Consider the following 23,492-nt stretch of genomic DNA (forward strand, 5'->3'; position numbering starts at 1 on the left):
GCGTACTAAGAGGGTTCCTCCGCCGGGCGGATGACCCCTCTTCTTCGTACGCGCCGGGCGCGCTACCGGACCCGGTCCGTGAACAGCCGCGCCGACCAGGCCACCGCCACCACGGTCAGCGCCGTCACCAGCACCAGGCTGCGCCAGACCGAGGCGTCGCCCGGATGGCCGGCGAACAGTGCCCGGATGCCCTCCACCGCCCAGTAGAACGGGTTCCAGTCGGCCACCGCGCGCAGCCAGCCGGGGGCCAGCGAGAGCGGCAGCAGCACGCCGGAGAGCAGCGCGACCGGCTGCGCGATGGTGTTCAGCACCGGCGCCAGCGCCGAGTCGCTGCGCACCAGCAGGGCCAGCCCGTAGGAGACGGCCGAGGCCATCAGCGCCAGCATGCCGAGCAGCAGGTAGGCCAGCAGCAACTGCCCGACGGGCACGGCGAGCCCGAACGGCAGCGCCACCACGGTGATGATCACCGCCTGCACCAGCAGCGCCACCACCTCGCGCATCGCCCGGCCGAGCAGCAGCGCGACCCGGCTGACCGGGGTCACCCGGGTGCGCTCGATGATGCCGGCCCGCAGCTCACCGAGCAGCGTGAAGCCGGTGAACAGCCCGCCCATGATGACCAGTGCGGTCAGCAGCCCCGGCACGTAGATCCGGTAGGCCTGGGCGTAACTGCCGCCCGGGGCCAGCACAGGGCGCAGCAGCGGGGCGAAGAGCAGCAGGTAGAACAGGGGTTGGACGACCCCGACGGCCACCCAGACCGGGGTGCGCCACATCAGCAGCAGCTGCCGCTGGAAGATCAGCCAGGTGTCCCGGGCGAGTTTCAACAGGTGCTCCACTGAGGTGTGCCTGACGTCGCGTCAGGAGATGGTCCGTCCGGTCCTGGCCAGGAAGACGTCGTCCAGGCTGGGCCGCTGCAGCCGGGTCTGGTCCGGCCGCAACCCCGCCCCGGCCAGCGCGTGCAGCAGTTCCGGGATGGCGCTGGCCCCGTCCGTGACGTAGAGCCGCAGCTCACCGCCCTCGCGCGGCTCCACCCGGTGCACGCAGGCCAGCGGGGTGAGCACCTTGTCCGCCTCGGCGACGTCCGCCTCGGCCAGTTGCAGGGTGACCACGTCGCCGGAGATCTCCCGCTTGAGCTGCTCCGGGGCCCCCTCGGCGACCAGTTCGCCGTGGTCGACGATGGCGATCCGGTCGCAGAGCGCGTCCGCCTCGTCCAGGTAGTGGGTGGTCAGGAAGACGGTCATGCCGTCCTCGCGCAGCCGGCGCACCTCGGCCCAGACCCGGGCCCGGCTCTGCGGGTCCAGGCCGACCGTCGGCTCGTCCAGGACGAGCAGCCGGGGCCGGTGGATGACGCCGAGGGCCAGGTCGACCCGGCGGCGCTGGCCGCCGGAGTAGCCGGCGCAGGGGCGGTCGGCGAACTCGGTCAGCTCGAAGGCGGCCAGCGCGTCGACGGCGCGCCGGCCGGCCTCCGCCTTGCCGATCCCGTACAGCCGGGCCTGCATCACCAACTCCTCGCGGGCGGTGGCGCCGTCGGTGGTGCCGCCGCCCTGGGCGACGTAGCCGATCCGGCGCCGCACCTCGTGCGGCTCGGTGCGCAGGTCGGCGCCGGCCAGGGTGGCCTCGCCGCCGTCCGGGCGGATCAGGGTGGCGAGCATCCGCATGGTGGTGGTCTTGCCCGCGCCGTTGGGGCCCAGCAGGCCGAAGATCTCCCCGGGTTCGACGGTGAGATCCAGGCCCCGGACCGCGTCGACGGGGGCGGAGCGACGGGACTGGTAGCTCTTCCGCAGTCCCTTGGTGACGATCAACCGAGACTCCCGTGGTCGGTGGGATCGGCGCAGGGCCCGGGGGCGGCACTGGTCGCAGTGCCTGCGAGATCCCGGGGTCGCGGTCACCCTATGGTGCGCGCGCCTCGGAAGACAATGGTCTGGACCATGAAGTCCACGCGTCAGACGGCCAGCTGCTCGATCCGGTCGACCGCCGCGGCCGCGCCGCCGTCCCGGCGGAACTGCGCCGCCACGCCCGCCGCCGCCTCCCGGTACCCGGGCTCGGCCAGCACCCCGGTCAGCGCCGCGCGCAGTTCGGCAGGGGTGGCGGTGCCGAACTCGACCCGGCGGCCGGCCCCCGTGGCGACCAACTGGGCCGCGGTCACCGGCTGGTCGTGCCGGATCGGTGCGGCGACCACCGGCACGCCGTGCGCCAGCGCCTCGCAGACCGTGTTCATGCCGCCGTGGCAGAGCACCGCGCCGAGCCGGACCCGGCGCAGCAGCTCCAGGGTCGGCACCCGGTCCACCGCGAGGACGTGGTCGGGCAGTTCGCCCGGCGCGCCGACCAGGATGCCCTGCACCCAGTCCGCCAGCGGCAGCAGCGCCTCGGCCACCCGCTGGTGGAAGTCGCCGGCCACGTCGGCGGCCAGCGTGCCGAGGCTGACCAGCACCGGGGTGCGGGTCGCGTCCAGCCGCTCCCAGGGGAACGGCTCGGACACCGGTCGGCGCCCGAGCAGCGGGCCGACCAGGGCCGTGCGGGCGGGCAGCGCGACGTCACCGAGCAGCGCCCGGCTGGTGAAGGCCAGCACCAGCCGGGGCGAGAACCGCGGGTCGGCGTACTCCTCGGCGGGCAGCCCGGCCCCGGTCCACAGCTCGCGCAGCAGTCCGTCGCGCCACCGGGCCTGCTCGGGGTCCAGCCGTTCCACCAGTTCCAGCGCCGACGGGGCCAGACTCGCCCAGGGCAACCCGGCCTGACGGGCCACCAGGGCGCCGGCCGGCGTGTGCTGGTCGACCAGCAGCAGGTCGGGGCGCCACTCCTCGACGATCCCGGCCAGCGCCCTGCGGCTGAACCGGGCGTACGGGACCACGAAGCCCTCCCAGAGCGAGCGGATCGCGGCCGGACCGCTGCCGCCCTGCGGCCGGAACAGCCTGCTGCCGGTGGAGAGCACCGGCTCCCGGTCGCCGAGCAGCGCGCGCAGCCCGGGGCCGGAGCCGGCCCAGGCCACCTGGTGGCCGCGGGACCGGAGTTCGTCGGCCAGTGCCAGCGCGGGGAGCACGTGACCGGCCAGCGGCGGCACGACGAGCAGGGTTCGCAAGGGGGTCATCGGGGGCCTCCGAGAGGCTGGTGGGACCGGCGGCGTCTTGTGCGGTCCGCGGGGCGCGGGAATACTAGCCCGCGTGACCGCACTGGCGGCAGTCGCCGTCCATCTTCCCCCTTCTTCCGTGCCGGTCGAACAGCTGGGTGAGCGCCTTGGGCTGACGAAGCGTCAGACCACACTGCTGCGCCGCTTCCACGGTCTGGACCGGGTCCGCCTCGATCCCGAGGGCGATCTGGAGACCCTGCTGGGCCACGCCGTCGAGGCCCTCACCGAGCTGCGCGGCCGCGAGCACCTGGTCCGGTACGTGCTGTACGCCCGCAGCATGCCGGTCGGCGTGCCCTATCCGCTCAATCCACTGCCCGGCCTGCTGGACCGCTTCGGCCTGCACCGCGCCCGGGCCTTCACCGTCACCCACCACGCCTGCGCCGCCTCGCTGCTGGCCGTCGACCTGGCCGGCCGGCTGCTGGCCGCCGAGGGCGACCGGCAGGCCCTCACTCTGGTCCTGGCCGGCGAGAAGACCTTCACCCGGGACGCCCAACTGGTGCCGGAGACGGCGGTCTTCGGCGAGGGCGCGGCCGCCTGCCTGGTCGGCGCCGAGGGCGACCGGGACCGGGTGCTCAGCTACGCGAGCCGCCAGCTCGGCGAGTTCGACGGGCGGCTGGCCGACGACCCGGAGCTGCTGGCCCGGTACCAGCGGGCCTATCCCGAGGCGATGGCCGAGGCGATGACGGCCGCCCTGGACCGGGCCGGGACCTCCTGGGAGCGGCTCGCCCTGGTGCTGCCGCACAACGTCAACCGGGTCTCCTGGCACCGGCTCTGCCGCCTGGTCGGCTTCCCGCCGGAGCGCGTGGTGCTGGACAATGTGCCGGAGGTCGGGCACAGTTTCGCTGCGGACGCGTTCATCAACCACCGCACCGCCACCGCTCGTGGTCTCCTCCGGTCGGGCGACCGGTACCTGATCGCAGCGGCCGGCCTCGGCGCGACCTTCTCGGCCATGGTGCTCGAACACTGAGCCCGCCCGCCGCTGCGCGGCCCGTCGGCCGACGCGCCCCCTTCTCTCAACCCTCCTTCCAGGGACGAACCGTGACGGACTCTGCGCTCGACCTCTCCGTATCCGAACCCGACCTCGCCGTATCCGAACCCATCGCCGGACCCGACCCCGAGCTGCGGGCCCGGGTGATCGCCGGCATCGGCGAGCTGCTGCCCCGGGTGCTCAAGCGGGAGCTGCCCGACCTGCCCGAGAACGCCTGTCTCTTCGACGAGCTCGGGCTCACCTCGGCCAGCACCCTGGAGCTGATCCTGGAGCTGGAGGACAGCCTGGACCTGCAGATCGACGTCGAGGAGATCGGCGAGGACGACCTGCGCTCGGTCGGCTCGCTGGCCGACTTCGTCACCGGGCACACCATCACCGAGGACTGAGCCGATGTTCCTGGCGGGCCCGGCCGCGCGGCCCGACCCCGAGGCCGGCCCGACCCCGGGCCTGGGCCTGCGCCGCGTGCTGGCCCGGGAGTTCACCGGGCACAGCGACGCCGCGCACCATCCCGACCTGCGGGTCTTCCTCTCCGACCTGGTCCGGCCGTACGGACTGGTCCCGGACGAGGCGGCGCTGCGGTCGGGGACCGGGCACGCCTACGGGGAACTGGGCGAGGCCCTGGTGCGCGAGCTGGTCGGGCCGGACGAACCGGTGGACCTGCTGGTGCTGGTCTTCGCCTCCCCCGATGTCCAGCCGGGCCGGGCCGCCGCCGTGCACCTGGGGAGCGTCTGCCCCGGGCGGCCGCTCTCCTTCGCCGTCTGCGACCAGGGTCCGGCGGCCGCGTTCACCGCGCTGCGCATCGCCTCGGCCTACGCGCGCGACGGACTGCTACGGCGGGCCCTGGTGCTGGTGGCCGAGCAGGCCCAGGCCTACTACCCGCTCGTCCGGTCGGCGCCGTGGCCGGACCGGCACCGGGCGGTCGGGCTGCTCTGCGAGGCCGGCGGCCCCGGGCTGCTCAGCAGCACCGACCGGGTCGGCGCCGGCGCCGCGGAGCTGCCCGGGCTGCTGGCCGGGGCCTGGCACCCGGGCGAGGCCCTGCTGCTGGGGCCCGGGCTCGCCCGGGTGGCCGCGCCGCCGGGCAGCGCGCCGGTGCGGATCGGACCGGGGGCGCCGTTCACCGGGATCTGGGCCGCGCTGGGCGACCGGTGCGCGCAGCAGCGGCCGGTCCTGCTGGCCGACCACGCCGACGGCCTGCTCTGCCTGGCCCGGTGGCAGCCTGCCCAGGAAACCGTACGATCGTTCGTGCCAGAGGAGGTCGGGTGACAGCCGTCGAACTCTGGTTGATCCGCACCGACCAGCCGCCCCCGGTCTGCACCGAGCTCGGGGCGCTGCTGGACCCCGAGGAGCAGGAGCGGGCCCGCTGCACCACCGACCCGCGTCGGCGGTGCCGGTTCGTGGTGGCCCACGGCGCGGCCCGGCTGCTCACCGGCGCCCGAGCCGGCCGGCCCGCCGCGGACCTGCGCTGGCGGCGCGGGCCGCACGGCAAGCCGGAACTGGCCGGCCCGCCGGGCCCGGAGCCCGGACCGGCCGTGAACCTCTCCACCGCCGGCGCGTTCGCGCTCTTCGCGCTGACGGACGACCGCGCGGTCGGGGTCGACCTGGAACCGGTGCCGACCGGGCCGACCGCCCTGCGGCTGGCCCGGCGGTACTTCCCGCCGGACGAGGCCGAGTGGGTGGCCGAGGACCGGCCCGCCGAACGGTTCGCCCGGCAGTGGACCCGCAAGGAGGCACTGGTGAAGGCGGTCGGCGGCCGACTGGCCGAGGGCCTGCGCCACCCGCTGCCGGGCCCGCGACAGGTGCTCGCCGAGACGGCGGCCGGCCCGTGCCGGGTCGCCGACCTGGCCGCGCCGCCGGGCCACCGCGCCGCCGTCGCCCTGCTCGGGCCCGGGCCGTTCACCGTGCACCAGCGGCTCTGGTGCCCCGCTACGAACGTCAACTCCTCATCCCTGGTGGACTCATGACCGAAGCCGATGCCCGCCCGGTGCCGACCGGGGCCCCCGGTGTCTACCTCTACCCCGAACCGTTCGAGCGGCTGCTGGCCGACCTGCGCACCGGCATCGCCGCGCTGGCCGCCGACGAGCCGTTCCAGCGGCTCGCGGTGCCGCCCGTGATCGCCCGCCGCACCCTGGAGCAGGCCGGCTACATCGCCTCGTTCCCGCAGTTGCTCGGCACCGTGCACAGCTACGCGGGCACCCCGAAGGAGTGGGCGGCGCTGGCCCCGCTCACCGGGTCGGGCGGCCCCTGGCACCAGCGGCAGGAGATCACCGACCTGGTGCTGCTGCCGGCCGCCTGCTATCCGGTCTACGCCTCGCTCGCCGGAATGGAGTTGGCCGAGCCGGTGCGGTACGCGGTGGAGGCGGGCTGCTTCCGCCAGGAGCGCACCACCGAGACCGGCCGGCTGCGCAGCTTCCGGATGGCCGAGCTGGTGACGGCCGGCACCGAGGAGCACTGCCTGGACTGGCGGGACCGTTGGTTGGACCGGATGGCCGACTGGCTGACCGACTGCTCGCTCAAGCCGGCCGTCGAGGTGGCCGACGACCCGTTCTTCGGCGCGACCGCGCCGCTGTACCGGGCCGCCCAGCGCCGCCAGCAGCTCAAGTTCGAGCTGCGGGTGGAGCTCGCCGAGGGGCTGGTGCAGGCGGTGGCCTCGGCCAACGTGCACCGGGACCACTTCGGCGAGGCCTTCGGCTTCACCGCGGCGGGCAGCACCGGGCAGACGGCCTGTGCGGCCTTCGGACTGGAGCGGATCGCGCTCGCACTGCTGCACGTCCACGGCCCGCACCCGGATCGCTGGCCGGCCGCCGTGCGCGCGGCGACCACCGGGGGGCACGCGTGACCCACATCGTCAAGTACCGCACGGAGAGCGGTGGTTCGGCTCCGCTGACGCTGGGCCAGGACAACATGGTCCGGTGCATCGAGCGCGATCGCCCCGAGCACATGAACAAGCAGGCGATCTGGCCGGTACCGGCCGGCACCGCCGTGGACGCCGTGCTCGACGCGCTGCGCACGCTGGCCGAACGGCACCCGGCCCTGCGCACGGTCTTCCCCGGCGACCACTACACCGTGCAGCAGGAGCTGGCCGAGGGCGAGTTCCCCGTCGCGGTGGTCGCCGTGCCGGCCGGCGGGGATCCGGACCGGCTGGGCGAGGAGCTCGGCCGCCTGGACCGGCTGCGGGCCTTCGACCTGGCCGTGGACTTCCCGCTGCGCTTCACCCTGCTGACCGTGGACGACCGGCCGGTGCGGCTGGTGGTGGTCATCTGCCACGCCCAGATCGACGGCGCGTCCACGGCGCTGCTCTTCCGGGAGTGGCTGCTGCTCGCCGCCGGGGAGGAGCTGCCCGAACCGGCCTCGCCCGGTCCGCGCGAGATCGCCGAGCAGGAGGGCAGCGCGGCGGGGCAGCGCCGCGCCCGGTCCGCGCTGCGGCACTGGGAACGGATCCTGCGCGAGGACCCGCTGACCGTCTTCGCCGACGACCGGGTGCAGCCCTCCGACGACCGGTTGCCCACCCTGCTGGTGCGCTCCCCGGCCGGTGCGGTGGCGCTGGAGCGGGCGGTGCGCCGGACCGGCGCCAGCCCGTCGACCCTGCTGCTGGCCGTCTACGCGGCGCTGGTCGCGCACCTGGCGGACCAGCGCACCCTGGTGGTGGCCACCCTGGCGGCGAACCGCAACCGCGCCGCCCTGGCCGGCCACATCGGCACGCTGGCCCAGGACGCGCTGCTCTCGGTGGAGGTGCCGCTGGGCGATCCCGCGGCCGACTTCGACGCCCTGCTGGGGCACAGCCGGGCGGCCTCGCTGGCCGGCTACTGGCACAGCAGCTTCGACGCGCAGCGGCTGTGGGCGCTGATCGACGAGGTCGCGCACGACCGCGGCGCGCGCTACGTGCGGCACATGGTGCTCAACGACCTGAGCTCCACGGTGCCGGACGAGGCGGTGGCCGGCTACCAGGTCCCCACCGAGGACCCGGAGTTCGTCTGGCTGCCGGCCGAGAACACGCCGACCAGGATCATGCTGGACATCTGGCGCCTGCGCGGCGAGGTCGCGCTGAGCCTGCACCTGGACCCGCAGCTCTTCCCCCGGGAGACCGGCGAGCAGCTGGCCCGTGCGCTGCTCCGGCTGATCGAGGTGGCCGGCGAACGCTCCTTCCTGCTCTCCGAGTTGCCCGCCCTGACCGGCCTGCCCCGGGCCCGCCGCGACCGTCCCGGCTGGCGGTCGGTCGGCGGCACCTGGATCGAGCTGGCCGCGGTGGCGGAGCTGGTCCGGGAGGCGGTCGACGCGGGCTGCGAGGTCTCGCTCGACGGGGGCGAGCTGACCGCCGTGATCGAGCTGCCGGCGGACCCCGCCCGCGGCCCCGCCGAGGTGCACGCCGCCGTGGTCGCCGCGCTGCCGCGGCACCACACCGCGATCGCTCCCCAGCGCTACGTGCTCCACTCCCCCGACGGAACCACCGTCACCGGCAGCGGCCGCTGACCCGGCACCGCAGCGGCACGGGACCCCACCGGCCGGCGGCCGGTGGGGTCCACGGGGTCGGTCCCGCTGCTCGGGTCAGCTGCAGGTCAGGCCGGAGGTGGTCCAGTTGCTGGGGTCCACCATGGTGGTGGGGGCGAAGGCCTCCTGGGGAAACGGCTTGCCGGTCCGGAGGTGGTCGACCATGGTCTGGACGGCCAGCGCGCCGACGTCGCCGCCGTTGATGAACAGCGCCGCCCGCATGCCGGTGGGCTTGCCGGTGGCCCAGTCCTGGCAGGCGAGGTAGGCGCCCAGGCCGACGCCGATCACGTTGTCCGCGGCGACGCCGGCCGCGGACAGCGCCGTGATCGCCCCCTGCACGTTCTCGTCGTTGCACCCCCAGACCACCCAGTGCTTCACCCCGGGGTTGGCGGCGAGCGCGGCGGCCACCTTGGCCTGGGCACCGGACGGCGTGTTGTCGGTGTTCACGTCCACCGTGCGCAACTGCCCGGCGTCGCCCGCGAAGGCCGAGGCCGCCGCGGCCACCCGCTCGCCGCAGACCGTCACGTCCGACTTCCAGGCCTCGATGATCCGGGTGTCGGCGGGGTTCCAGCCGGCCTTCTTGTACTCCGCGGCCGCCCGCTTGCCCACCTCACCGCCCAACTGCTCGCTGCTGAAACCGATCCGCGGCACCAGGTTCTGGTGCGCGCAGGCCTGCGGGTCCGGGGCGACCGAGCAGATCTGGTCGTCCGAACTGAGCAGCGGCACCTTGCCCGCCTTCGCCTCCTGCACCAGCTGGGGTCCGACCGAAGGATCGGGCACCACCACGATCAGCCCGCTGGTGTGCTGGTCGATCGCGCCCTGTGCCTCGCTGACCGCCCGCTCCACGGTGTCCCCGAGGTTCACCACCTTGAGGTCCACGCCCAGTTGGGCGGCCCTGGCCTTGGCGCCGGCCGCCTCGGAGACGAAGTACCCCTGGTCGCCCTGCTTCTGCAGGTAGGTCAGGGAGAGGTGGGCGTCGGCCTGCGGAGCGTCCGAGCTGGAGCAGGCGGTCAGGGTGCTGCCGATCAGCAGGCCGGCGGCCGCCGCGACGACGAGTGTGGTTCTCATCAGGAGAGCAGGGTCCAGTTCTGGCCGGGGGCCGTGGAGTTGGCCGGGTTGGTCATGCCGTTGGAGCCCGCGGTGGTGCCGGAGACGTCGAGGGTCAGGCCGTTGCCGACGTTGGTGATGCTCAGGGTGCCGGTGCCGGTGTTCTGCTGCACCTTCCACTCCTGCCAGGGGTTCCCGGCGGAGTAGCCGAGCAGGTAGGCGGTGCCGACTCCGCCGCCGCCGGCCAGGATGCCGTGGGCGGGGCAGTTGTCGGTGATCCGCACGGTGCCGTCGGGGTTGGTGGTGAAGGTCCACTGCTGGGCGGGGTTGGTGGACTGGTAGGCGTTGATGTCGGAGTTGCCGCCGAGGTTCGCGGTGCAGCCGCCCTGGACCTCCAGGGCCTGGTTGTTGGTGCCGCCGGCGCTGATCGCGTGGTAGCGGCCGTCGTTGACCACGGCGGCGGGGCCGTAGGCGGGGGCGGGGGTCAGGCGGTACATCGCGACGCCGTGCGCGGGGATCCAGTTGCCGCCCAGGGTGCCGTTGGTGGAGCCGGTGGCGCCGCTCCAGATCTCGCGGTAGCTGTAGGAGGCGGCGGTCAGGCCGAGCTGGGCGAGCGTGGTGCTGGGCATCGCCCAGTTGCCCGGGTCCTGGTTGACCATCAGCACCGCGGTGTCGCCGTTGGCGAGCGGGCGCTGCAGGATCACCGGAGCGGTGGCCGAGGCGGGCGGGTTGCCGACCAGGGTGGCGGGCTGCGCCTTGGTGTCCTGGTCGACCGCGATCACGTCGGCGTTCTTGTAGACCGCCAGGGCCGAGGAGGTGATCCCGGTGGACCAGGTCGCCCCGTTCGCCGTCTGCTGGGAGTCGGCGGCGGAGCGCAGGTCGGCGCCGGAGATCAGCGGGGCCGCCATCATCGACAGGATCGAGACCTCGGTGCGCGACTCGTCGTCGGTGAACGGCTTGTGGCAGCTGCAGGTGTCGGTGACCCCGTAGTCGCCGTAGACGTCCTGCCAGCCGGCGAACATCATGTCCATGTCGTTCCAGCTGCCCGGACGGACGTTGCCCGGGTACTGCAGGGCGGTGCCCAGCTGCTGGCCGTAGAGCACGCCGCCCAGGTCGCTGCCGCGGTCGCCGCCGATCCGGCACAGGTTGGCCACCTGCCCGCACCAGACGCCGGTCGGCGCGTAGCCGGGGGCCTGGTACTGCGGGGTGCCGGCCGCCAGGATCTTCGGGTCGGTGCGGGCCGGGTCGTTGGCGTTCAGCAGGTACGGCACGCCGGTGTGCACCGGCTGGGCGGAGACGCTGAGCACCACCTTCGGGCGGCCCTGCGCGGCCGAGGCCGCGTCCAGCGCGCGCTGGAAGGTCTGCACCCGGGCGTACATCGACTGGGTGAGCTCCTTGCCCTCGCCCTGGGTGTAGTAGTTGTGCCCGTCCGGCCCGACGATCTGCGGACCGTAGGGGCAGTCGTCGTACTTCACGAAGTCGACGCCCCAGGAGACGAAGTCACTGGCGTCGGTGGACTCGTGGCCGAGGCTGCCGGGGTGCATCTGGCAGGTCTCGTAGGTGTCGGTGCCGTAGAGGCCGAACTTCATGCCCTTGCTGTGCGCGTACCAGGCCAGGTACTGGATCCCGTTCACGGTCTGGCCGTTGACGGTCTGCGAGGGGAAGTTGGCGTTGGGCACCAGGTGCCCGGAGGTCACGTCGTTGCCGGTGCCGTCGATGCCGGCCACGGGGTTGCCGCCGGCGTCGTACAGCTGCATGCCGCCGTCGGCGTTGCGGGCGAACGGGGCGCTCTGGCCGGAGCGGTACCCCAGTGACCAGCCGTCGTCGATGGTGACGGTGTTGTAGCCCGCCGCCACCAGGCCGTTGCCGGACATGAAGTCGATGGTCTGCTTGACCTGCTGCTCGCTGACGTTGGTGCCCAGCGAGTTCCAGGAGTTCCAGCCCATCGGCGGAGTGAGCGCCACGCCGTTGTCCAGGGCGGCGGCCGGGGTGGCGGTGGCCATGGTCAGGGCACCGAGGCCGGAGGAGGCCAGCGTCAGCGCCGCGAGGGCACTGGCCAGCCGGGTGAGGGAAACGCGCATGGGGGCTCCAAAACGGGGCGCGTGGGTGGGGGTGCGGAAAAGGGGTGCGGAAAGCGGGGGTGCGTGGAAAGCGGGGGTGCGCGGACAGAGGGGCGTGCGCGGACATGGGGGGAGGCACGGACGGGGGTGCGCGGGGTGCGGGTCGCCGGCGGGGGAGGACGGCGGTGCCATACGATATTGCACACATCACACTGCGACAAGACCAAACACAAGGGATCACCCTGCGCTCCGGCGCGGATACGGGTCGCCGCAGGTGAGCTGGTGAATCGTCAGGAGTACACCTGTTCATTTCTGTTCAGTTGTGCGTCTTCACGACCGCCTCGTCGCAGTCTCGTGCCAACTCCGTCCGGGGGACTGCCCACCCGCTCGGGGCGCGAGTAGCTTGCGGAGGAGGGCGGTGGCACGCCGTCCAGGGGCGCGGTGGAGGGGTGTCGATGCGAGCGGTGGTCAGGGGCAGCACCATGCCGGTGCTGGAGATCGAGCTGGCGGCGGGCGAGAGCGTGGTCTCGGCGCACGGCGAACTGTCCTGGATGTCGGCGAACATGCAGATGTCGCAGACCACGAACATCGGCGGCCAGCGCGGCGGGGGCGGCCTGCTCAACACGCTCAAGCGCGCGGTCGGCGGCGGCGGGATCTTCCTGACCCAGTACCAGGCCCAGGGTGGGACCGGGCTGGTGGCCTTCGCGGCCAAGGTGCCCGGCCACATCGTCCCGGTCGACATCGGCCCCGGGCGCAGCGTCCTGGTGCACCGGCACGGCTGGATCTGCGGCACCCCGGGGGTGAGTCCCACGGTGGCGCTGCAGCAGTCGTTCCGGGGCGGCCTGTGGGGCGGCGACGGCTTCGTGCTGCAGCGGCTGCAGGGGGAGGGGCGGGCCTGGGTCGAGCTCTCCGGCGAGCTGACCCAGTACAACCTGCCCCCGAACGAGACGATGCTGGTCCACCCCGGTCACGTCGGCATGTTCGACGAGCAGGTCCGGTTCTCCATCACCCGGGTCCCCGGCATCGCCAACAAGGTCTTCGGCGGCGACGGCTACCACTTGGTCGCGCTCACCGGACCCGGCCAGATCTGGCTGCAGAGCATGCCGCTGCCGGGCCTCGCGCACGCGCTGGAGCCCTACCTGGCGCGCGACGCCGCCCAGGCGGGCGCGGAGGGCGCGGGGCTGGGCGGCATCGTCGGGGGCATCCTGCGCAGCTGACCCGCCCCGGGCGGGTCGGACGGCCGCTGGGGCCGGCCGCTGCTGCTCAGCGGTCGGCCCCTCCGGAGTCGTGGCGGCGGTCCGTCAGGACCGGTAGACCGGCAGGCCCGGGGTGGCCGCGGTCGGCTTGGGGGCCTGCGAGCCGTCGGCGGGCAGCAGCACGATGCCGTCCGGGGTGCGGGCGGCCAGCTCCTTGCCGGCCGGCGCCCAGGCGGGCTCGGTGTAGTCGGTGGTGGCCTTGGGGGTCAGGTCGCGCGGCTGGGCGTTCTGCGTGTCCAGGTCCAGCGTGAACAGGTGGTCGTGGCCGCCGACCGAGCGGACGAACACCACCTCGTGCTGGTCCGGCGACAGGGCCGGCTGGGACCCGGCGGTGAGCTTGCGGCCCTGCTGGCGCAGCGAGTCGTCGCGGATGTAGACCATCCCGTCACCGGTGTTGGCGTACACGGCACTGCCGTAGTTGCCGCCGACGTTGGGCCAGACGTTGCCGGTCTGCGGCAGCGGCGTGACGTTCTCCCCGTCGCCCTCGGCGTTGAGCGACAGCTGCGTCGGGGTGGCGCCGACGGCGTCCGCCGGGACCCCGGCCAGCGTGGTGCTGCCGCCCTTGTCCACGGTCAGGAAGATGCTGTTCTTGGCCGGGTTGCCGATGTTCGGGTCGCTCTTGACGACCTGCCAGGTCGGGTGCGACCAGGTCTGGTGGCCCGGGTTCTTGGCCACGGTCACCTTCCCGGTGCCGTCCGGCTTGCTGACCACCAGGTTGCCGTCGCCGTCGATGAAGGCGGCCTTGCTGCCGTCCGGCGACCAGGCCAGGTCGCGCACCAGGGTGTGGAAGTCGACCGTGCTGGAGTCGAGCAGCACGATCGAGGTCCCGTTGCTGACGGTCAGGTGCGGGACACCGGTGCCGTGCGCGGGCGGGGCCGGGGTCGGGCGGCCGGGCGAGGCGCTGCCGCTCGGGCGTCCGGTCGCCCCGCCCGGGACGGCGGTGGCCGCGCCGCTCGGCGAGGCGGTCGCGCCCGCGGTCTCGTCCGGTCCGCAGGCGGTGAGCAGCAGCGTGGACCCGACGCCGAGCGCGGCGGTGAGGGCGAGGGCGGCGGCGGAACCGCGCCGGCGACGAGCAGCCATGGGAACTTCCCCCCGGAAGAGCTGGAGTGGTCTGTCTGCACCAGCTTGGCGAGCGCAGATCCTGATCCCGTCGGCCCGGCGTCACGGTCGTGCAACAGCAGGTCACCGGCCCCGGACGTCAGAGGTCCAGCCGGCGGGCGCGCAGCGCGGCCTGCTCCAGCAGCCGGTGGATGTCCGCCTGCCGGGTGCCGGGCCGGTCGTTGTACTCGTCGGGCGAGGCGGCCGGGCGCCCGGTGGCGTGCAGCACCTCCATCACCTGGGCCCGCGCGGTCCGCACGGTGGCGGGCGAGCCGTAGCCGTGCGCCAGCACCGCCGCCTGGGCGCCGAGCAGGCAGACCCGCCCGGCGCCGTCCCACATCGCACCCTGCAGCCAGCCGTGCTGGGTGAGGTAGCGGGAGGTCAGCCGCAGGTGCTGGGCCGCACTGACCGGCACCGGGCGGCCCGGGCGGCGGACCAGCCGGTCCAGCAGGGTGCGGCGGGGCAGCGGGTACTCGGCGTTCCACGGCTGCAGGGTGCGGCCGGACGGGCAGACGTACGGGACCAGGGGCCGGGGCGGGGCGGGCAGCGAGGCCAGGTACGCCTCGATCTCGCCGACCAGGCCCGACGCGTCGGGGCTCAGGGTCAGCGGGGCGGCGGGCGGCAGGGTCAGGCGCACGGGCGGCTCCTCTGTCCGGAATGCGGCATTTGGCCGCCTTTTATCCTGCTTTCCGGGGCGGCCGCAGCCGGGGAACCCTGAGTCGGGGGCGTGTCGCCGTCACCCTCAAGTCGGAGAGGGGGGCCCTCCGGCGGGGGGAGCGGGTCGTGCGGCGGAGGGACGCGCCGGGGCGGGGCCGACCAGCAGCATGGGAGTACCGCAGTTCGGGGAGGGCTGCCCATCAGGAAGGAAGGCCATGCCGCTCAGGACCAGCACCGTCGCCGGGATCACCGCCACCGCCGTCGGCGTGTTCACGCTCGGGTACACCCTGCTGCCGGTGGCCGGCGAGCTGCTGGGACCGCCGCGCCCCGTGCGGGCCGGCTACGCCTCGGGCGCCCAGGCCAAGGCGGCCCGTCCGTCGCTGCCGCGCTGGCTGCCGGACACGGCCACCGAGGTCGACTACAAGGCCTCCAGCAACGGCGGCGACCGCCTGCTCCACGCCCACCTGCCCGGCGGCGCGCTGCCCGCCGCGTGCAGCAGCGCCGTGCCGTCGGCCCTTCCGGCCAAGCTCAGCGCCCACTGGTTCCCGGCCGGGATCGACCGGCGGCCCACCGCCAGCTGCGGCCAGTTCCTGGTCGCGCTGGACGGTGAGCAGCTCTACGCCTGGCAGTCCGGCGGTGCCCAGGTCTCGGTGACCACGACCGCCGCCGCCCGCTGACGCACGGTCAGAGCGCCTCGGCGGCGGTCAGCGCCGCGCGCAGCTCGGCGGCCGGGTCGCCCTCGTGGTACCGGCGCTCGCTCGGCTCGATCCCGTCCAGGAACTCCTGGAACCGCACCGCGTAGGCCAAGTGGGAGAGCGGTGCGGCCAGCCGCAGCGCGCCGGCCGGGTCGCTGCCGGGGACCAGCGTGCGCCAGGCCTCGCACCACAGCTCGGTGGCCGCGGCCCAGTGCTCGGCGTCGAGGAAGTCGGCCGGGCGCAGCCCGTCGAAGGCCGGGTGGCCCCAGTAGGCGTCCGCGAAGTCCACCAGCACGCTGTCCCGCCCCGCCGAGCGCCAGTTGCCGGGGTGGAAGTCGCCGTGCACCAGGGTGTGCGGCAGCTTGCAGGCGGCCAGCCGCTCGACCAGCTCGGGCAGCCGCTCCACCAGCGCGCGGGCCGCGGTGAGCTCCTCGGCCGTCAGCTCGGCCCCCGCCTCGCCGTCCAGCAGCAGCTTCACCGCGGGGACCAGGGTGGCCGGAGTCCGGTCCGCCAGCCCGGCGGCCGGCTCGCCGCCCGGGTAGCTGGCGGCCAGCGCGGCCTGGGCGCGGGCCATCCGCGGCAGGGTGGCCGCGAGCACCTCGGTGGACGGTCCCCAGCAGTCCTCGCCGGGCACGTGGTCCATCAGCAGCCAGCGGCGGGCCGGCTCGGCGCCGAGCACGGTCGGCACGAAGGGCGCGTCGACGGCGCCGAGCAGCGCCACCACCACCGCCTCGTCCACCGCGAACTCCCGGCCGGTCTTCAGCCAGGCCGGACCGGCGGCGGTCGGCAGCCGGAACAGGCCGGCCAGGTTCCAGGTCTTCACCTGGACCGCCGGGCCGGTGACCGGGCGGCCGGCCGCGGCCAGCTCCCGCTCGGCCCAGTCCAGCGCGGCCCGCACCCCGTCGGCGGTGGCGTAGTCGGCGCGCAGCGGGTGCGGGCGCAGGGCCGCCCGGTCGGCCTCGGCGGCGGCCGGCAGCTCGACGGCCGGCGCGGTGAGCGCCTCGGCGTGGTAGGTGACCAGGCCGCCGCGGCCGCCACCGCCGCCCGCCACGTCCACCAGGCGCAGCACCACGGTGGGGACGCCCAGCACGGCGGCCAGGTGCTCGTTGACCGGCTCCACGTCGTGCCAGCGGGGTCGGGCGAGCGGGAACGGGCCGACCACCCCCAGCAGTTGTTCGCGGTGGGAGACCAAGACCTGCGCCGTACGCTCGGTTGCACTGTTCACCGGGGCAGTCTGAGGGGTGTTCAGCTTCCTGGCGATCGAATTTTCGAACGGGGCGGTGGCGGGGACCGAGGAGCGCACCAGGAGGGGGCTTCGGGAAAACGGACACACCGGATCAAATGATGGATAAATATGCCAATCCATCACTACGGTGGCGTCAGCACGTCCGTCGAACCGGAAGGACACCACCCGTGAGCAACCTGTTCGCGCTCGCCTACCCCGATCTCGCCACCGCCCAGCAGGTCCGTGACGAGGCGCTCGCCCTGCAGAAGCAGCAACTCCTGGACCTCGAGGACATCGTCGTCGTCGAGCGCCGCCAGGACGGGCGGATCAAGCTGCACCAGGCCACCAGCACCACCGGCTTCGCGGCCGCCTCCGGCGCGCTCTGGGGCGGGGTGATCGGCCTGCTGTTCTTCATGCCGTTCCTGGGCGCCGCGGTCGGCGGCGTGACCGGTGCGGCCGTCGGCTCGGCCACCGACATCGGGGTCGACGACGCCTTCATGCGCCAGGTCGGCGACCACCTGCAGCCCGGCGCGGCCGCGGTCTTCCTGCTGGTGCGCAAGGCCACCGCCGACAAGGTGGTCCCGGCGCTGGGCCGGTTCGACGGCCGGATCATCCAGACCTCGCTCTCCACCGAGGCCGAGGAGCACCTCAAGGAGATGCTCAAGGCCAAGCAGCCGGCCTGACCCGCGCCGCACCCCATGGCCACACCCGCCACCGTCGCCACCGCCGGGCGCGAACCAGCCGCGCCGCGCCCGCGGACCGGCCGGAACACCGAACTGTTCCTGCTGGTCGGCGCGGTGGCGATCGCGGTCTTCGGCTACGTCGAGGTGGGCGTCAACATCGACGGCCACGCCCCGGCCGACGCCGCGACGTACGGCGCCGCGCTCGGCGGCCTCGCGCTGGCCGCGCACGTGCTGGTGCGCTGGCGGGCGCGGTACGCCGACCCGCTGCTGCTGCCCACCGCGGTGCTGCTGAACGGGATCGGACTGGTCGTCATCTACCGGCTGGACCGGGCCACCCCGCGCAGCCACGCGGCGCCCACCCAGCTGCTCTGGTCCACCCTCGGGGTGGCGCTGTTCGCGCTGGTGGTGGTGCTGCTGCGGGACCACCGCAGGCTGCGCGGGTACGCCTACAGCGGGGCGCTGGTGGCGCTGGTGCTGCTGGTCGCGCCGATCTTCTTCCCGGCCGTCTACGGCTCGCGGATCTGGATCACCGTCGGCTCGTTCTCGATCCAGCCCGGCGAGTTCGCCAAGATCCTGCTGGTGGTCTTCTTCGCCGCCTACCTGGCGATGCACCGGGACGCGCTGGCGCTGACGGGCAAGCAGATCTGGAAGCTGCGCTTCCCGCCCGGCCGGGTGCTCGGACCGATGCTGCTGGTCTGGGCGGCCTTCATCGGGGTGCTGGTGCTGGAGACCGACCTGGGGATGTCGCTGCTCTACTTCGGCATCTTCGTGGTGCTGCTCTACGTGGCCACGGCCCGGATCGGCTGGATCGCCATCGGCCTGGTGCTGGCCGCGGTCGGCGTGGCGGTGGTCGCCCGGTTCTCCCCGCACGTGCACGCCCGGGTGGAGCAGTGGCTGCACCCGCTGGCCTCCATCGAGGCGGGCCAGGGGGCCAACCAGATCGCCCAGTCGCTGTTCGCCTTCGCCTGGGGCGGGCTGCTGGGCGAGGGGCTGGGCAAGGGGCACTCGATCCTGATCGGCTTCGCGGCCAAGTCCGACTTCGTGCTGGCCACCGTGGGCGAGGAGCTCGGCCTGGTCGGGCTGCTCGGCATGCTGCTGCTCTACACGGTGCTGGTGGCCCGCGGCTACCGGACCGGGATCGCGCTCACCGACCCGTTCGGGCGGCTGCTGGCGATCGGCCTGGCCACCATCATCGGCCTGCAGGTCTTCGTGGTGGCCGGCGGCGTGCTGGCACTGATCCCGCTGACCGGCGCCACCCTGCCGTTCGTCGCGCAGGGCGGCTCCTCGGTGGTGACCAACTGGATCATCGTGGCGCTGCTGGTGCGGCTCAGCGACACCGCCCGCCGCGCCGCACCGACCGACCTGGAGGGCTGATGCCGCGTCCACGGCGCCGACCGCCGAAGCCGCGGGCCGGCGGCAACGGGCCGCAGGGGCTGCCCGGGATCTCCACCACCGGCCGCCGGGCCGGCATGTTCTGCGTGCTGCTCACCGTCCTGCTGGCCGCCCAGGCCACCCGGGTGCAGTTCTTCCAGGCCAAGCAGTACAACCACAACCCGGCCAACCAGCGCCCCGCGATCCTGCGCTACGACCAGCCGCGCGGCGCCATCCTGGTCGGCGCCGACCCGGTCACCGGCTCGGCGGCCACCGGAGGGCGGTACGACTACAAGCGCACCTACACCGACGGCCCGCAGTACGCGGCCGTCACCGGCTTCTCCTCGCAGATCTACGGCAACACCCAGCTGGAGGGCACCGAGGACGCGCTGCTCTCGGGCACCGACGGCCGGCTGTCCGGCTGGGCGCTGTGGGACGCCGTCTCCCGCCACCAGAGCCCGGGCGGGCAGGTGCACACCACCATCGACCCGGCCGCCCAGCAGGCGGCGATGCGGGGTCTGGGCAACCAGAAGGGCGCGGTGGCCGCGATCGAACCGGCCACCGGCCGGATCCTGGCGCTGGCCTCCACCCCGTCCTACGACCCGGGCAGCTTCGCCGGCTCCTCGGCGGCCGACCAGGCGGCCTGGACCAAGCTGCAGGCCGACACCGACCAGCCGATGCTCAACCGCGCGCTGCGCCAGACCTACCCGCCCGGCTCCACCTTCAAGGTCGTCACCGCGGCGGCGGCGCTGGAGAACGGCGTGGTCACCGACATCCACGCGCCCACCACCGCGCCCTCGCCCTACGTGCTGCCCGGCACCACCACCACGCTGGTCAACGACACCGGCGCCTGCGACCAGCCGAACATGGACCTGGACACCGCGATGACGCTCTCCTGCAACAGCGTGCTGGGCTACCTGGGCGTGCAGACCGGCCTGGAGAAGATGGTGGCCACGGCCCAGAAGTTCGGCTTCAACGACGCCCGGCTGGACACCCCGGTGCGCGCCGCCCGCAGCAACTTCGACACCGCGATGAACCAGTCCCAGCTGGCCCTCTCCTCGATCGGCCAGTTCGACACCGCCGCCACCCCGCTGGTGATGGCCATGGTCGCGGCGGGCGTGGCCGACAACGGCACCGTGATGTATCCCCAGCTTGTGGACAAACTCGCCAAGTCCGACGGGAGCACGGTCCAGCTGATGCAGCCGCGCAGCTACGCGCAGGCGATGAGCCCGGCGGTGGCCGGCCAGGTGCAGCAGCTGATGACGGACGTGGTGGAGAACGGCACCGGCCGCAACGCCCGGATCGACGGCGCCACGGTCGGCGGCAAGACCGGCACCGCCCAGCACGGGGTGGACAACTCCGGGGTGCCCTACGCCTGGTTCATCTCCTGGGCCAAGCCGGCCGGCTCCACCCAGGTGCCCCCGGTGGCCGTCGCGGTGGTGATCGCCGACAGCGACGCCACCGACGTGACCGGCGGCGGGCTCGCCGCGCCGATCGCCAGGAGCGTGATGCAGGCGGTGCTCGGACGCTGAAGTTACTGATCGGTACCCGAGTTGGGGGAGCGCATAGCCGATGGACCACCTTCTGAGAAGCCCCGGGGGGCGGAGGACAGCGGCGGCACCGCCGCCCTAACCTTCCTCCATGGTGACCACCCGCTCGTCCGGAGCGCCCCGCGCGCGCGGCCGCTTCGGCGTTCGGCGCGGCACGCCGACCGCCGCCGGGCCGACCGCCCGGCACCCCGGCGGCCACCCGTCCGGGCACCGCCCCGGCGCGGCCGACGGGTCGTCCCGGGAGCACGAGGCGCGCCCGGTCCGCCCCCGGACCGGGGTACCGCACCAACGACCCGCCACTCGGACGAGTGAGCCGCAGACGCGCTGGGCCCGGCTCACCGCGCTGGTCTCCCAGGTCGCCGACCACCGGCTGGTGCACCTGTTCGGCTGCCTGGTCGCGGCGGGCTGGGCGGCGGCCTTCCCACTGGTCTCGAACCTGCCCAACCAGCAGCTCTGGGGCGAGGTGGCCGCCCCCGCCTACCTGCTGGCCGGGCTGACCGTGGTCACCCTGCCGCGCCGGCTGGCCGGGCGGGTGGCGGCCGCGATCGCGCTGCTCGGCGCGGTGCTGCTGCCGCTGGGCGTGCTGGCGGCGCAGGGGCGGCACCAGTCCGAGGTGATGGTGGTCGAGCGCTCGGCCCGGCTGCTGCTGCACACCGGCACGCCCTACCTGCCGCACCCGACCGCCGTCACCGACTTCAACCCCTACCTGCCGTCCATGGCGGTCTTCGGGCTGCCCCGGGCGGTGCTCGGGGACGCCACCGTGGCCGCCCAGGTGCTGGGGGACGCCCGGATCTGGTTCGCCCTCACCTTCCTGGGCTGCCTGACCGTCAGCTGGCGACTGCTCAGGCCCGGGCCGCAGTACTCGCCGCTGCTGCCGCTGGGGATCCTGACCGGCTCGCCGCTGATCGCGCTCACCCTGGCGGTGGGCGGGGTGGACCTGCCGCTGATCGGGGTCTGCTGCCTGGCGATGGCGCTGGCGGCCCGCGAGCGGACCGTGGCCGCCGGGCTGGTGCTGGCGCTCGCCTGCACCCTCAAGTGGACCGCCTGGCCGGCCCTGCCGGTGGCGGTGCTGCTGCTCTGGCGGGTGCACGGGCGCCGGTCCGCCGCCCGGGCCGCGCTGACCGCGCTGCTGGTCGGCGGGGCGGTGATCCTGCCGTACCTGCTGACCCGGCCGCAGGACCTGAAGGAGCAGGTGGTCCGGTTCCCGCTGGGGCTGGCCAAGGTGCACACCCCGGCCGGCAGCCCGCTGCCCGGCAAGGTGCTGGCCGACCTCGGCCCGACCGGGCACACCCTGTCCATCGTGCTGCTGGTGCTGGGCGGCCTGGCGGTGACCGCCTGGCTGCTGTGGCGGCCCCCGACCACCGCGGTGGCGGCCGCCGACCTGCTGGCCGCCGGGCTGACGGTGGCGTTCATGCTGGCCCCCGCCGGGCGGTTCGGCTACCTCGCGCTGCCCGCGGTGCTGGCGCTCTGGCCCCGGCTGGCGGCCCGCAGGTGGAGCGGGCGGACCGCCGAGGACCCGCTTACCGTGGAGGGCGTGCGCGTGGTCGCCACCCGGTAGGCGGGTGCTGACGGTGCGTGGGGGAGCATGGAGGGCGGTTCCCGGTCCAGGCGGACCCCGACATCCAGGAGTGGCGCATGTCCGAGCAGCGGTCCCCCGACGGCGGGCGGGGGAGGGGACGGCGGCGGTTCCTCGGACTGGCGGGCGGCGCGGCGGCCGGGCTGGGACTGGCGGCCTGCGGTTCGGCGGGCAGCGGCACGGCCTCCGGCGGCGCGTCCGGCGCCGCGGTGCGACCGGGGGCGGCGGGGGCCTCGCCCGCGCCGTCGGCCCCGCGCGAGAACGACCGCCCGGGCAACCCCGAGTGGCGGATCGGCAACGCCGGACCCGACCGGGCGATCGAGGGCTGGGCGGACCGGGTCAGCGTGCTGCCCGGCGAGAGCTTCGGGCTGCACGTCTCCACCACCGCGCCCGGGTTCAAGGTGACGGCCTACCGGATGGGGTACTACGGCGGCGCGCGCGGCCGCCAGGTCTGGCAGTCCGACCGCCTGACCGGCACGAAGCAGCCGGCCGCCGCCGTGGACAAGGCGACCCGGATGGTGTCGACGGCCTGGGCGAAGAGCACCACGGTGGACACCACCGGCTGGCCGGAGGGCAGCTACCTGCTGCGGCTGGACGCCGACGGCGGGGCCGGCCAGCGGTACGTGCCGGTCACGGTCCGCTCGGCGAGCACCGCGGGCAAGGTGGTGGTGGTCAACGCGGTGGCCACCTGGCAGGCCTACAACGAGTGGGGCGGCTACAACCTCTACAACGGACCGACCGGCGGCTACCCGACCCGCTCGCTGGTGGTCTCCTTCGACCGCCCGTACCAGTACGCGGACGGCGCCGGACTGTTCCTGGTCTACGAGGCACCGCTGATCGCGCTGGCCGAGCAGCTCGGCCTGCCGCTCGCGTACACCACCAGCACCGACCTGGCCGGCTCGCCGGACCTGCTCAAGGGCGCCACCGCCGTGCTCTCGCCCGGGCACGACGAGTACTGGTCGCCGGAGCAGCGGGCGCACGTCACCGCGGCCCGGGACGCCGGCACCAACGTGGCGATCCTGGGGGCCAACTGCTGCTACCGGCGGGTGCGGTACGAGCCCTCGCCGACCGGCGCCGACCGGCAGGTGGTCTGCTACAAGACCTCGTACCAGGACGACCCCGGTTTCAAGGCGGGCAAGCCGCCGACCAACGACTTCCGGGTCGCCCCGCAGGCGGACCCGGAGTCCTCGCTGCTCGGGGTGATCTACGACGGCTACCCGGTGGACGCGCCCTACGTGGTGACCAATCCCGGGCACTGGCTCTTCGCCGGCACCGGCGCCAAGGCGGGCGACAGCTTCCCGCACCTGGTCGGCGTCGAGTACGACCGGGTGAACACCTCCTTCACCACCCCGCGGCCGATCGAGGTGCTGGCCCACTCGCCGGTGGTCTGCGAGGGCCGCAAGAGCTTCAGCGACACCGCCTTCTACGCCGCCCCGTCCGGCGCGGGCGTCTTCGCCAGCGGCACCATGCGCTGGGTGGAGGCGCTGGACGCCGCCGGTGACGGGACTTCGGGCGCGGACCACTCGATGGACGCCAAGGCGGGCGCGCTGACCCGGAAGGTGACCGAGAACCTGCTCACCGCTTTCGCTGCCGGCCCCGCGGGGAAGGCCCACCCGCCGCAGGACAACGTGGCGGCGGTGTACGGCACGCACTGAGACGGGGGCGGGCGCCCACCGGTTC

21 protein-coding genes are annotated in these 23,492 nt (G+C 74.3%); 13 read left to right on the forward strand and 8 right to left on the reverse strand.

From position 1 onward, the window contains the following. Nucleotides 1-62: 62 nt before the first annotated feature. The 3 genes from ACFW1A_RS21085 to ACFW1A_RS21095 form a co-directional block, all read right to left on the reverse strand. The gene (locus ACFW1A_RS21085) at nucleotides 63-821 is read right to left on the reverse strand and encodes an ABC transporter permease (RefSeq protein ID WP_380410653.1); all 759 of its coding nucleotides are present in this window, start codon (nucleotides 819-821) and stop codon (nucleotides 63-65) included. 33 nt (nucleotides 822-854) lie between these two features. Continuing rightward, nucleotides 855-1,799 (reverse strand): ATP-binding cassette domain-containing protein, encoded by a 945-nt coding sequence (locus tag ACFW1A_RS21090; RefSeq protein ID WP_380410654.1) that lies wholly within the window; start codon nucleotides 1,797-1,799, stop codon nucleotides 855-857. A 140-nt stretch (nucleotides 1,800-1,939) separates the two neighbouring features. After that, the gene (locus ACFW1A_RS21095; protein ID WP_380410655.1) at nucleotides 1,940-3,082 is read right to left on the reverse strand and encodes a glycosyltransferase; all 1,143 of its coding nucleotides are present in this window, start codon (nucleotides 3,080-3,082) and stop codon (nucleotides 1,940-1,942) included. A 73-nt stretch (nucleotides 3,083-3,155) separates the two neighbouring features. Here ACFW1A_RS21095 and ACFW1A_RS21100 point away from each other — a divergent pair, with 73 nt between their 5' ends. The 6 genes from ACFW1A_RS21100 to ACFW1A_RS21125 all read left to right on the forward strand — a co-directional run bounded on the left by ACFW1A_RS21100 (nucleotide 3,156) and on the right by ACFW1A_RS21125 (nucleotide 8,576). Then, nucleotides 3,156-4,088, forward strand: a complete 933-nt coding sequence (locus tag ACFW1A_RS21100; protein WP_380410656.1) for a 3-oxoacyl-[acyl-carrier-protein] synthase III C-terminal domain-containing protein — start codon at nucleotides 3,156-3,158, stop codon at nucleotides 4,086-4,088. A 71-nt stretch (nucleotides 4,089-4,159) separates the two neighbouring features. After that, complete coding sequence (locus tag ACFW1A_RS21105; protein WP_380410657.1) at nucleotides 4,160-4,495, forward strand: acyl carrier protein; 336 nt, start codon at nucleotides 4,160-4,162, stop codon at nucleotides 4,493-4,495. 4 nt (nucleotides 4,496-4,499) lie between these two features. After that, on the forward strand, nucleotides 4,500-5,372 hold the full coding sequence (locus ACFW1A_RS21110) for a hypothetical protein (RefSeq protein ID WP_380410658.1): 873 nt from the start codon (nucleotides 4,500-4,502) through the stop codon (nucleotides 5,370-5,372). Next, entirely contained in the window at nucleotides 5,369-6,070 is a 702-nt protein-coding gene (locus tag ACFW1A_RS21115) for a 4'-phosphopantetheinyl transferase family protein (protein WP_380410659.1), read from the forward strand. Before ACFW1A_RS21110 ends, ACFW1A_RS21115 begins: the two co-directional genes overlap by 4 nt. Beyond that, a complete protein-coding gene (locus tag ACFW1A_RS21120; RefSeq protein WP_380410660.1) occupies nucleotides 6,067-6,945 on the forward strand; it encodes a hypothetical protein in 879 nt (292 codons plus the stop codon). The genes ACFW1A_RS21115 and ACFW1A_RS21120 overlap by 4 nt, the downstream gene beginning before the upstream one ends. Then, a complete protein-coding gene (locus ACFW1A_RS21125) occupies nucleotides 6,942-8,576 on the forward strand; it encodes a condensation domain-containing protein (protein ID WP_380410661.1) in 1,635 nt (544 codons plus the stop codon). Before ACFW1A_RS21120 ends, ACFW1A_RS21125 begins: the two co-directional genes overlap by 4 nt. A 75-nt stretch (nucleotides 8,577-8,651) precedes the next feature. Here the strand turns inward: ACFW1A_RS21125 and ACFW1A_RS21130 are convergent, their stop codons facing one another. Beyond that, entirely contained in the window at nucleotides 8,652-9,662 is a 1,011-nt protein-coding gene (locus ACFW1A_RS21130; protein ID WP_380410662.1) for a substrate-binding domain-containing protein, read from the reverse strand. After that, nucleotides 9,662-11,722: an alpha-galactosidase gene (locus ACFW1A_RS21135; protein ID WP_380410663.1), complete on the reverse strand. Its 2,061-nt coding sequence runs from the start codon at nucleotides 11,720-11,722 to the stop codon at nucleotides 9,662-9,664. Before ACFW1A_RS21135 ends, ACFW1A_RS21130 begins: the two co-directional genes overlap by 1 nt. Nucleotides 11,723-12,156: 434 nt before the next feature. Between ACFW1A_RS21135 and ACFW1A_RS21140 the strand changes: the two genes are divergently transcribed. Continuing rightward, complete coding sequence (locus ACFW1A_RS21140) at nucleotides 12,157-12,918, forward strand: AIM24 family protein (RefSeq protein WP_380410664.1); 762 nt, start codon at nucleotides 12,157-12,159, stop codon at nucleotides 12,916-12,918. 84 nt (nucleotides 12,919-13,002) lie between these two features. Here ACFW1A_RS21140 and ACFW1A_RS21145 read toward each other — a convergent pair whose 3' ends face one another. Together ACFW1A_RS21145 and ACFW1A_RS21150 are read right to left on the reverse strand one after the other, a co-directional pair. Continuing rightward, nucleotides 13,003-14,037: a hypothetical protein gene (locus ACFW1A_RS21145; RefSeq protein WP_380410665.1), complete on the reverse strand. Its 1,035-nt coding sequence runs from the start codon at nucleotides 14,035-14,037 to the stop codon at nucleotides 13,003-13,005. Nucleotides 14,038-14,155: 118 nt separating this feature from the next. Further along, nucleotides 14,156-14,692 carry a hypothetical protein gene (locus ACFW1A_RS21150; RefSeq protein WP_380410666.1) on the reverse strand — a complete coding sequence of 179 codons (537 nt, stop codon included), beginning with the start codon at nucleotides 14,690-14,692 and terminating at the stop codon, nucleotides 14,156-14,158. Nucleotides 14,693-14,927: 235 nt separating this feature from the next. Between ACFW1A_RS21150 and ACFW1A_RS21155 the strand changes: the two genes are divergently transcribed. Then, a complete protein-coding gene (locus ACFW1A_RS21155; RefSeq protein WP_380410667.1) occupies nucleotides 14,928-15,389 on the forward strand; it encodes a hypothetical protein in 462 nt (153 codons plus the stop codon). 7 nt (nucleotides 15,390-15,396) lie between these two features. On the opposite strand, the gene ACFW1A_RS21160 is transcribed toward ACFW1A_RS21155, so the two are convergent. After that, nucleotides 15,397-16,632: an aminoglycoside phosphotransferase family protein gene (locus tag ACFW1A_RS21160; protein ID WP_380410668.1), complete on the reverse strand. Its 1,236-nt coding sequence runs from the start codon at nucleotides 16,630-16,632 to the stop codon at nucleotides 15,397-15,399. A 188-nt stretch (nucleotides 16,633-16,820) separates the two neighbouring features. Here ACFW1A_RS21160 and ACFW1A_RS21165 point away from each other — a divergent pair, with 188 nt between their 5' ends. The 5 genes from ACFW1A_RS21165 to ACFW1A_RS21185 all read left to right on the forward strand — a co-directional run bounded on the left by ACFW1A_RS21165 (nucleotide 16,821) and on the right by ACFW1A_RS21185 (nucleotide 23,467). Beyond that, nucleotides 16,821-17,315 (forward strand): DUF1269 domain-containing protein, encoded by a 495-nt coding sequence (locus ACFW1A_RS21165; RefSeq protein WP_380410669.1) that lies wholly within the window; start codon nucleotides 16,821-16,823, stop codon nucleotides 17,313-17,315. Nucleotides 17,316-17,330: 15 nt separating this feature from the next. After that, nucleotides 17,331-18,689: an FtsW/RodA/SpoVE family cell cycle protein gene (locus ACFW1A_RS21170; RefSeq protein ID WP_380410670.1), complete on the forward strand. Its 1,359-nt coding sequence runs from the start codon at nucleotides 17,331-17,333 to the stop codon at nucleotides 18,687-18,689. Between the two features lie 95 nt (nucleotides 18,690-18,784). Continuing rightward, nucleotides 18,785-20,218, forward strand: coding sequence for a penicillin-binding transpeptidase domain-containing protein (locus tag ACFW1A_RS21175; RefSeq protein ID WP_380410673.1), 1,434 nt, complete (start codon nucleotides 18,785-18,787; stop codon nucleotides 20,216-20,218). A 109-nt stretch (nucleotides 20,219-20,327) separates the two neighbouring features. Beyond that, the gene (locus ACFW1A_RS21180) at nucleotides 20,328-21,794 is read left to right on the forward strand and encodes a glycosyltransferase 87 family protein (protein ID WP_380410671.1); all 1,467 of its coding nucleotides are present in this window, start codon (nucleotides 20,328-20,330) and stop codon (nucleotides 21,792-21,794) included. 77 nt (nucleotides 21,795-21,871) lie between these two features. Beyond that, nucleotides 21,872-23,467: a N,N-dimethylformamidase beta subunit family domain-containing protein gene (locus tag ACFW1A_RS21185; protein ID WP_380410672.1), complete on the forward strand. Its 1,596-nt coding sequence runs from the start codon at nucleotides 21,872-21,874 to the stop codon at nucleotides 23,465-23,467. Nucleotides 23,468-23,492 lie beyond the last annotated feature (25 nt).

The organism is Kitasatospora sp. NPDC058965, assembly GCF_042741245.1.
Taxonomy (GTDB): domain Bacteria; phylum Actinomycetota; class Actinomycetes; order Streptomycetales; family Streptomycetaceae; genus Kitasatospora.

Bases quoted from the DNA above. Each gene is read 5' to 3' on its own strand.
- ACFW1A_RS21095 (WP_380410655.1), bottom strand. From the start codon at position 3,082: ATGACCCCCTTGCGAACCCTGCTCGTCGTGCCGCCGCTGGCCGGTCAC.
- ACFW1A_RS21110 (WP_380410658.1), top strand. From the start codon at position 4,500: ATGTTCCTGGCGGGCCCGGCCGCGCGGCCCGACCCCGAGGCCGGCCCG.
- ACFW1A_RS21120 (WP_380410660.1), top strand. From the start codon at position 6,067: ATGACCGAAGCCGATGCCCGCCCGGTGCCGACCGGGGCCCCCGGTGTC.
- ACFW1A_RS21130 (WP_380410662.1), bottom strand. From the start codon at position 9,662: ATGAGAACCACACTCGTCGTCGCGGCGGCCGCCGGCCTGCTGATCGGC.
- ACFW1A_RS21135 (WP_380410663.1), bottom strand. From the start codon at position 11,722: ATGCGCGTTTCCCTCACCCGGCTGGCCAGTGCCCTCGCGGCGCTGACG.
- ACFW1A_RS21140 (WP_380410664.1), top strand. From the start codon at position 12,157: ATGCGAGCGGTGGTCAGGGGCAGCACCATGCCGGTGCTGGAGATCGAG.
- ACFW1A_RS21145 (WP_380410665.1), bottom strand. From the start codon at position 14,037: ATGGCTGCTCGTCGCCGGCGCGGTTCCGCCGCCGCCCTCGCCCTCACC.
- ACFW1A_RS21155 (WP_380410667.1), top strand. From the start codon at position 14,928: ATGCCGCTCAGGACCAGCACCGTCGCCGGGATCACCGCCACCGCCGTC.
- ACFW1A_RS21170 (WP_380410670.1), top strand. From the start codon at position 17,331: ATGGCCACACCCGCCACCGTCGCCACCGCCGGGCGCGAACCAGCCGCG.
- ACFW1A_RS21175 (WP_380410673.1), top strand. From the start codon at position 18,785: ATGTTCTGCGTGCTGCTCACCGTCCTGCTGGCCGCCCAGGCCACCCGG.
- ACFW1A_RS21180 (WP_380410671.1), top strand. From the start codon at position 20,328: ATGGTGACCACCCGCTCGTCCGGAGCGCCCCGCGCGCGCGGCCGCTTC.
- ACFW1A_RS21185 (WP_380410672.1), top strand. From the start codon at position 21,872: ATGTCCGAGCAGCGGTCCCCCGACGGCGGGCGGGGGAGGGGACGGCGG.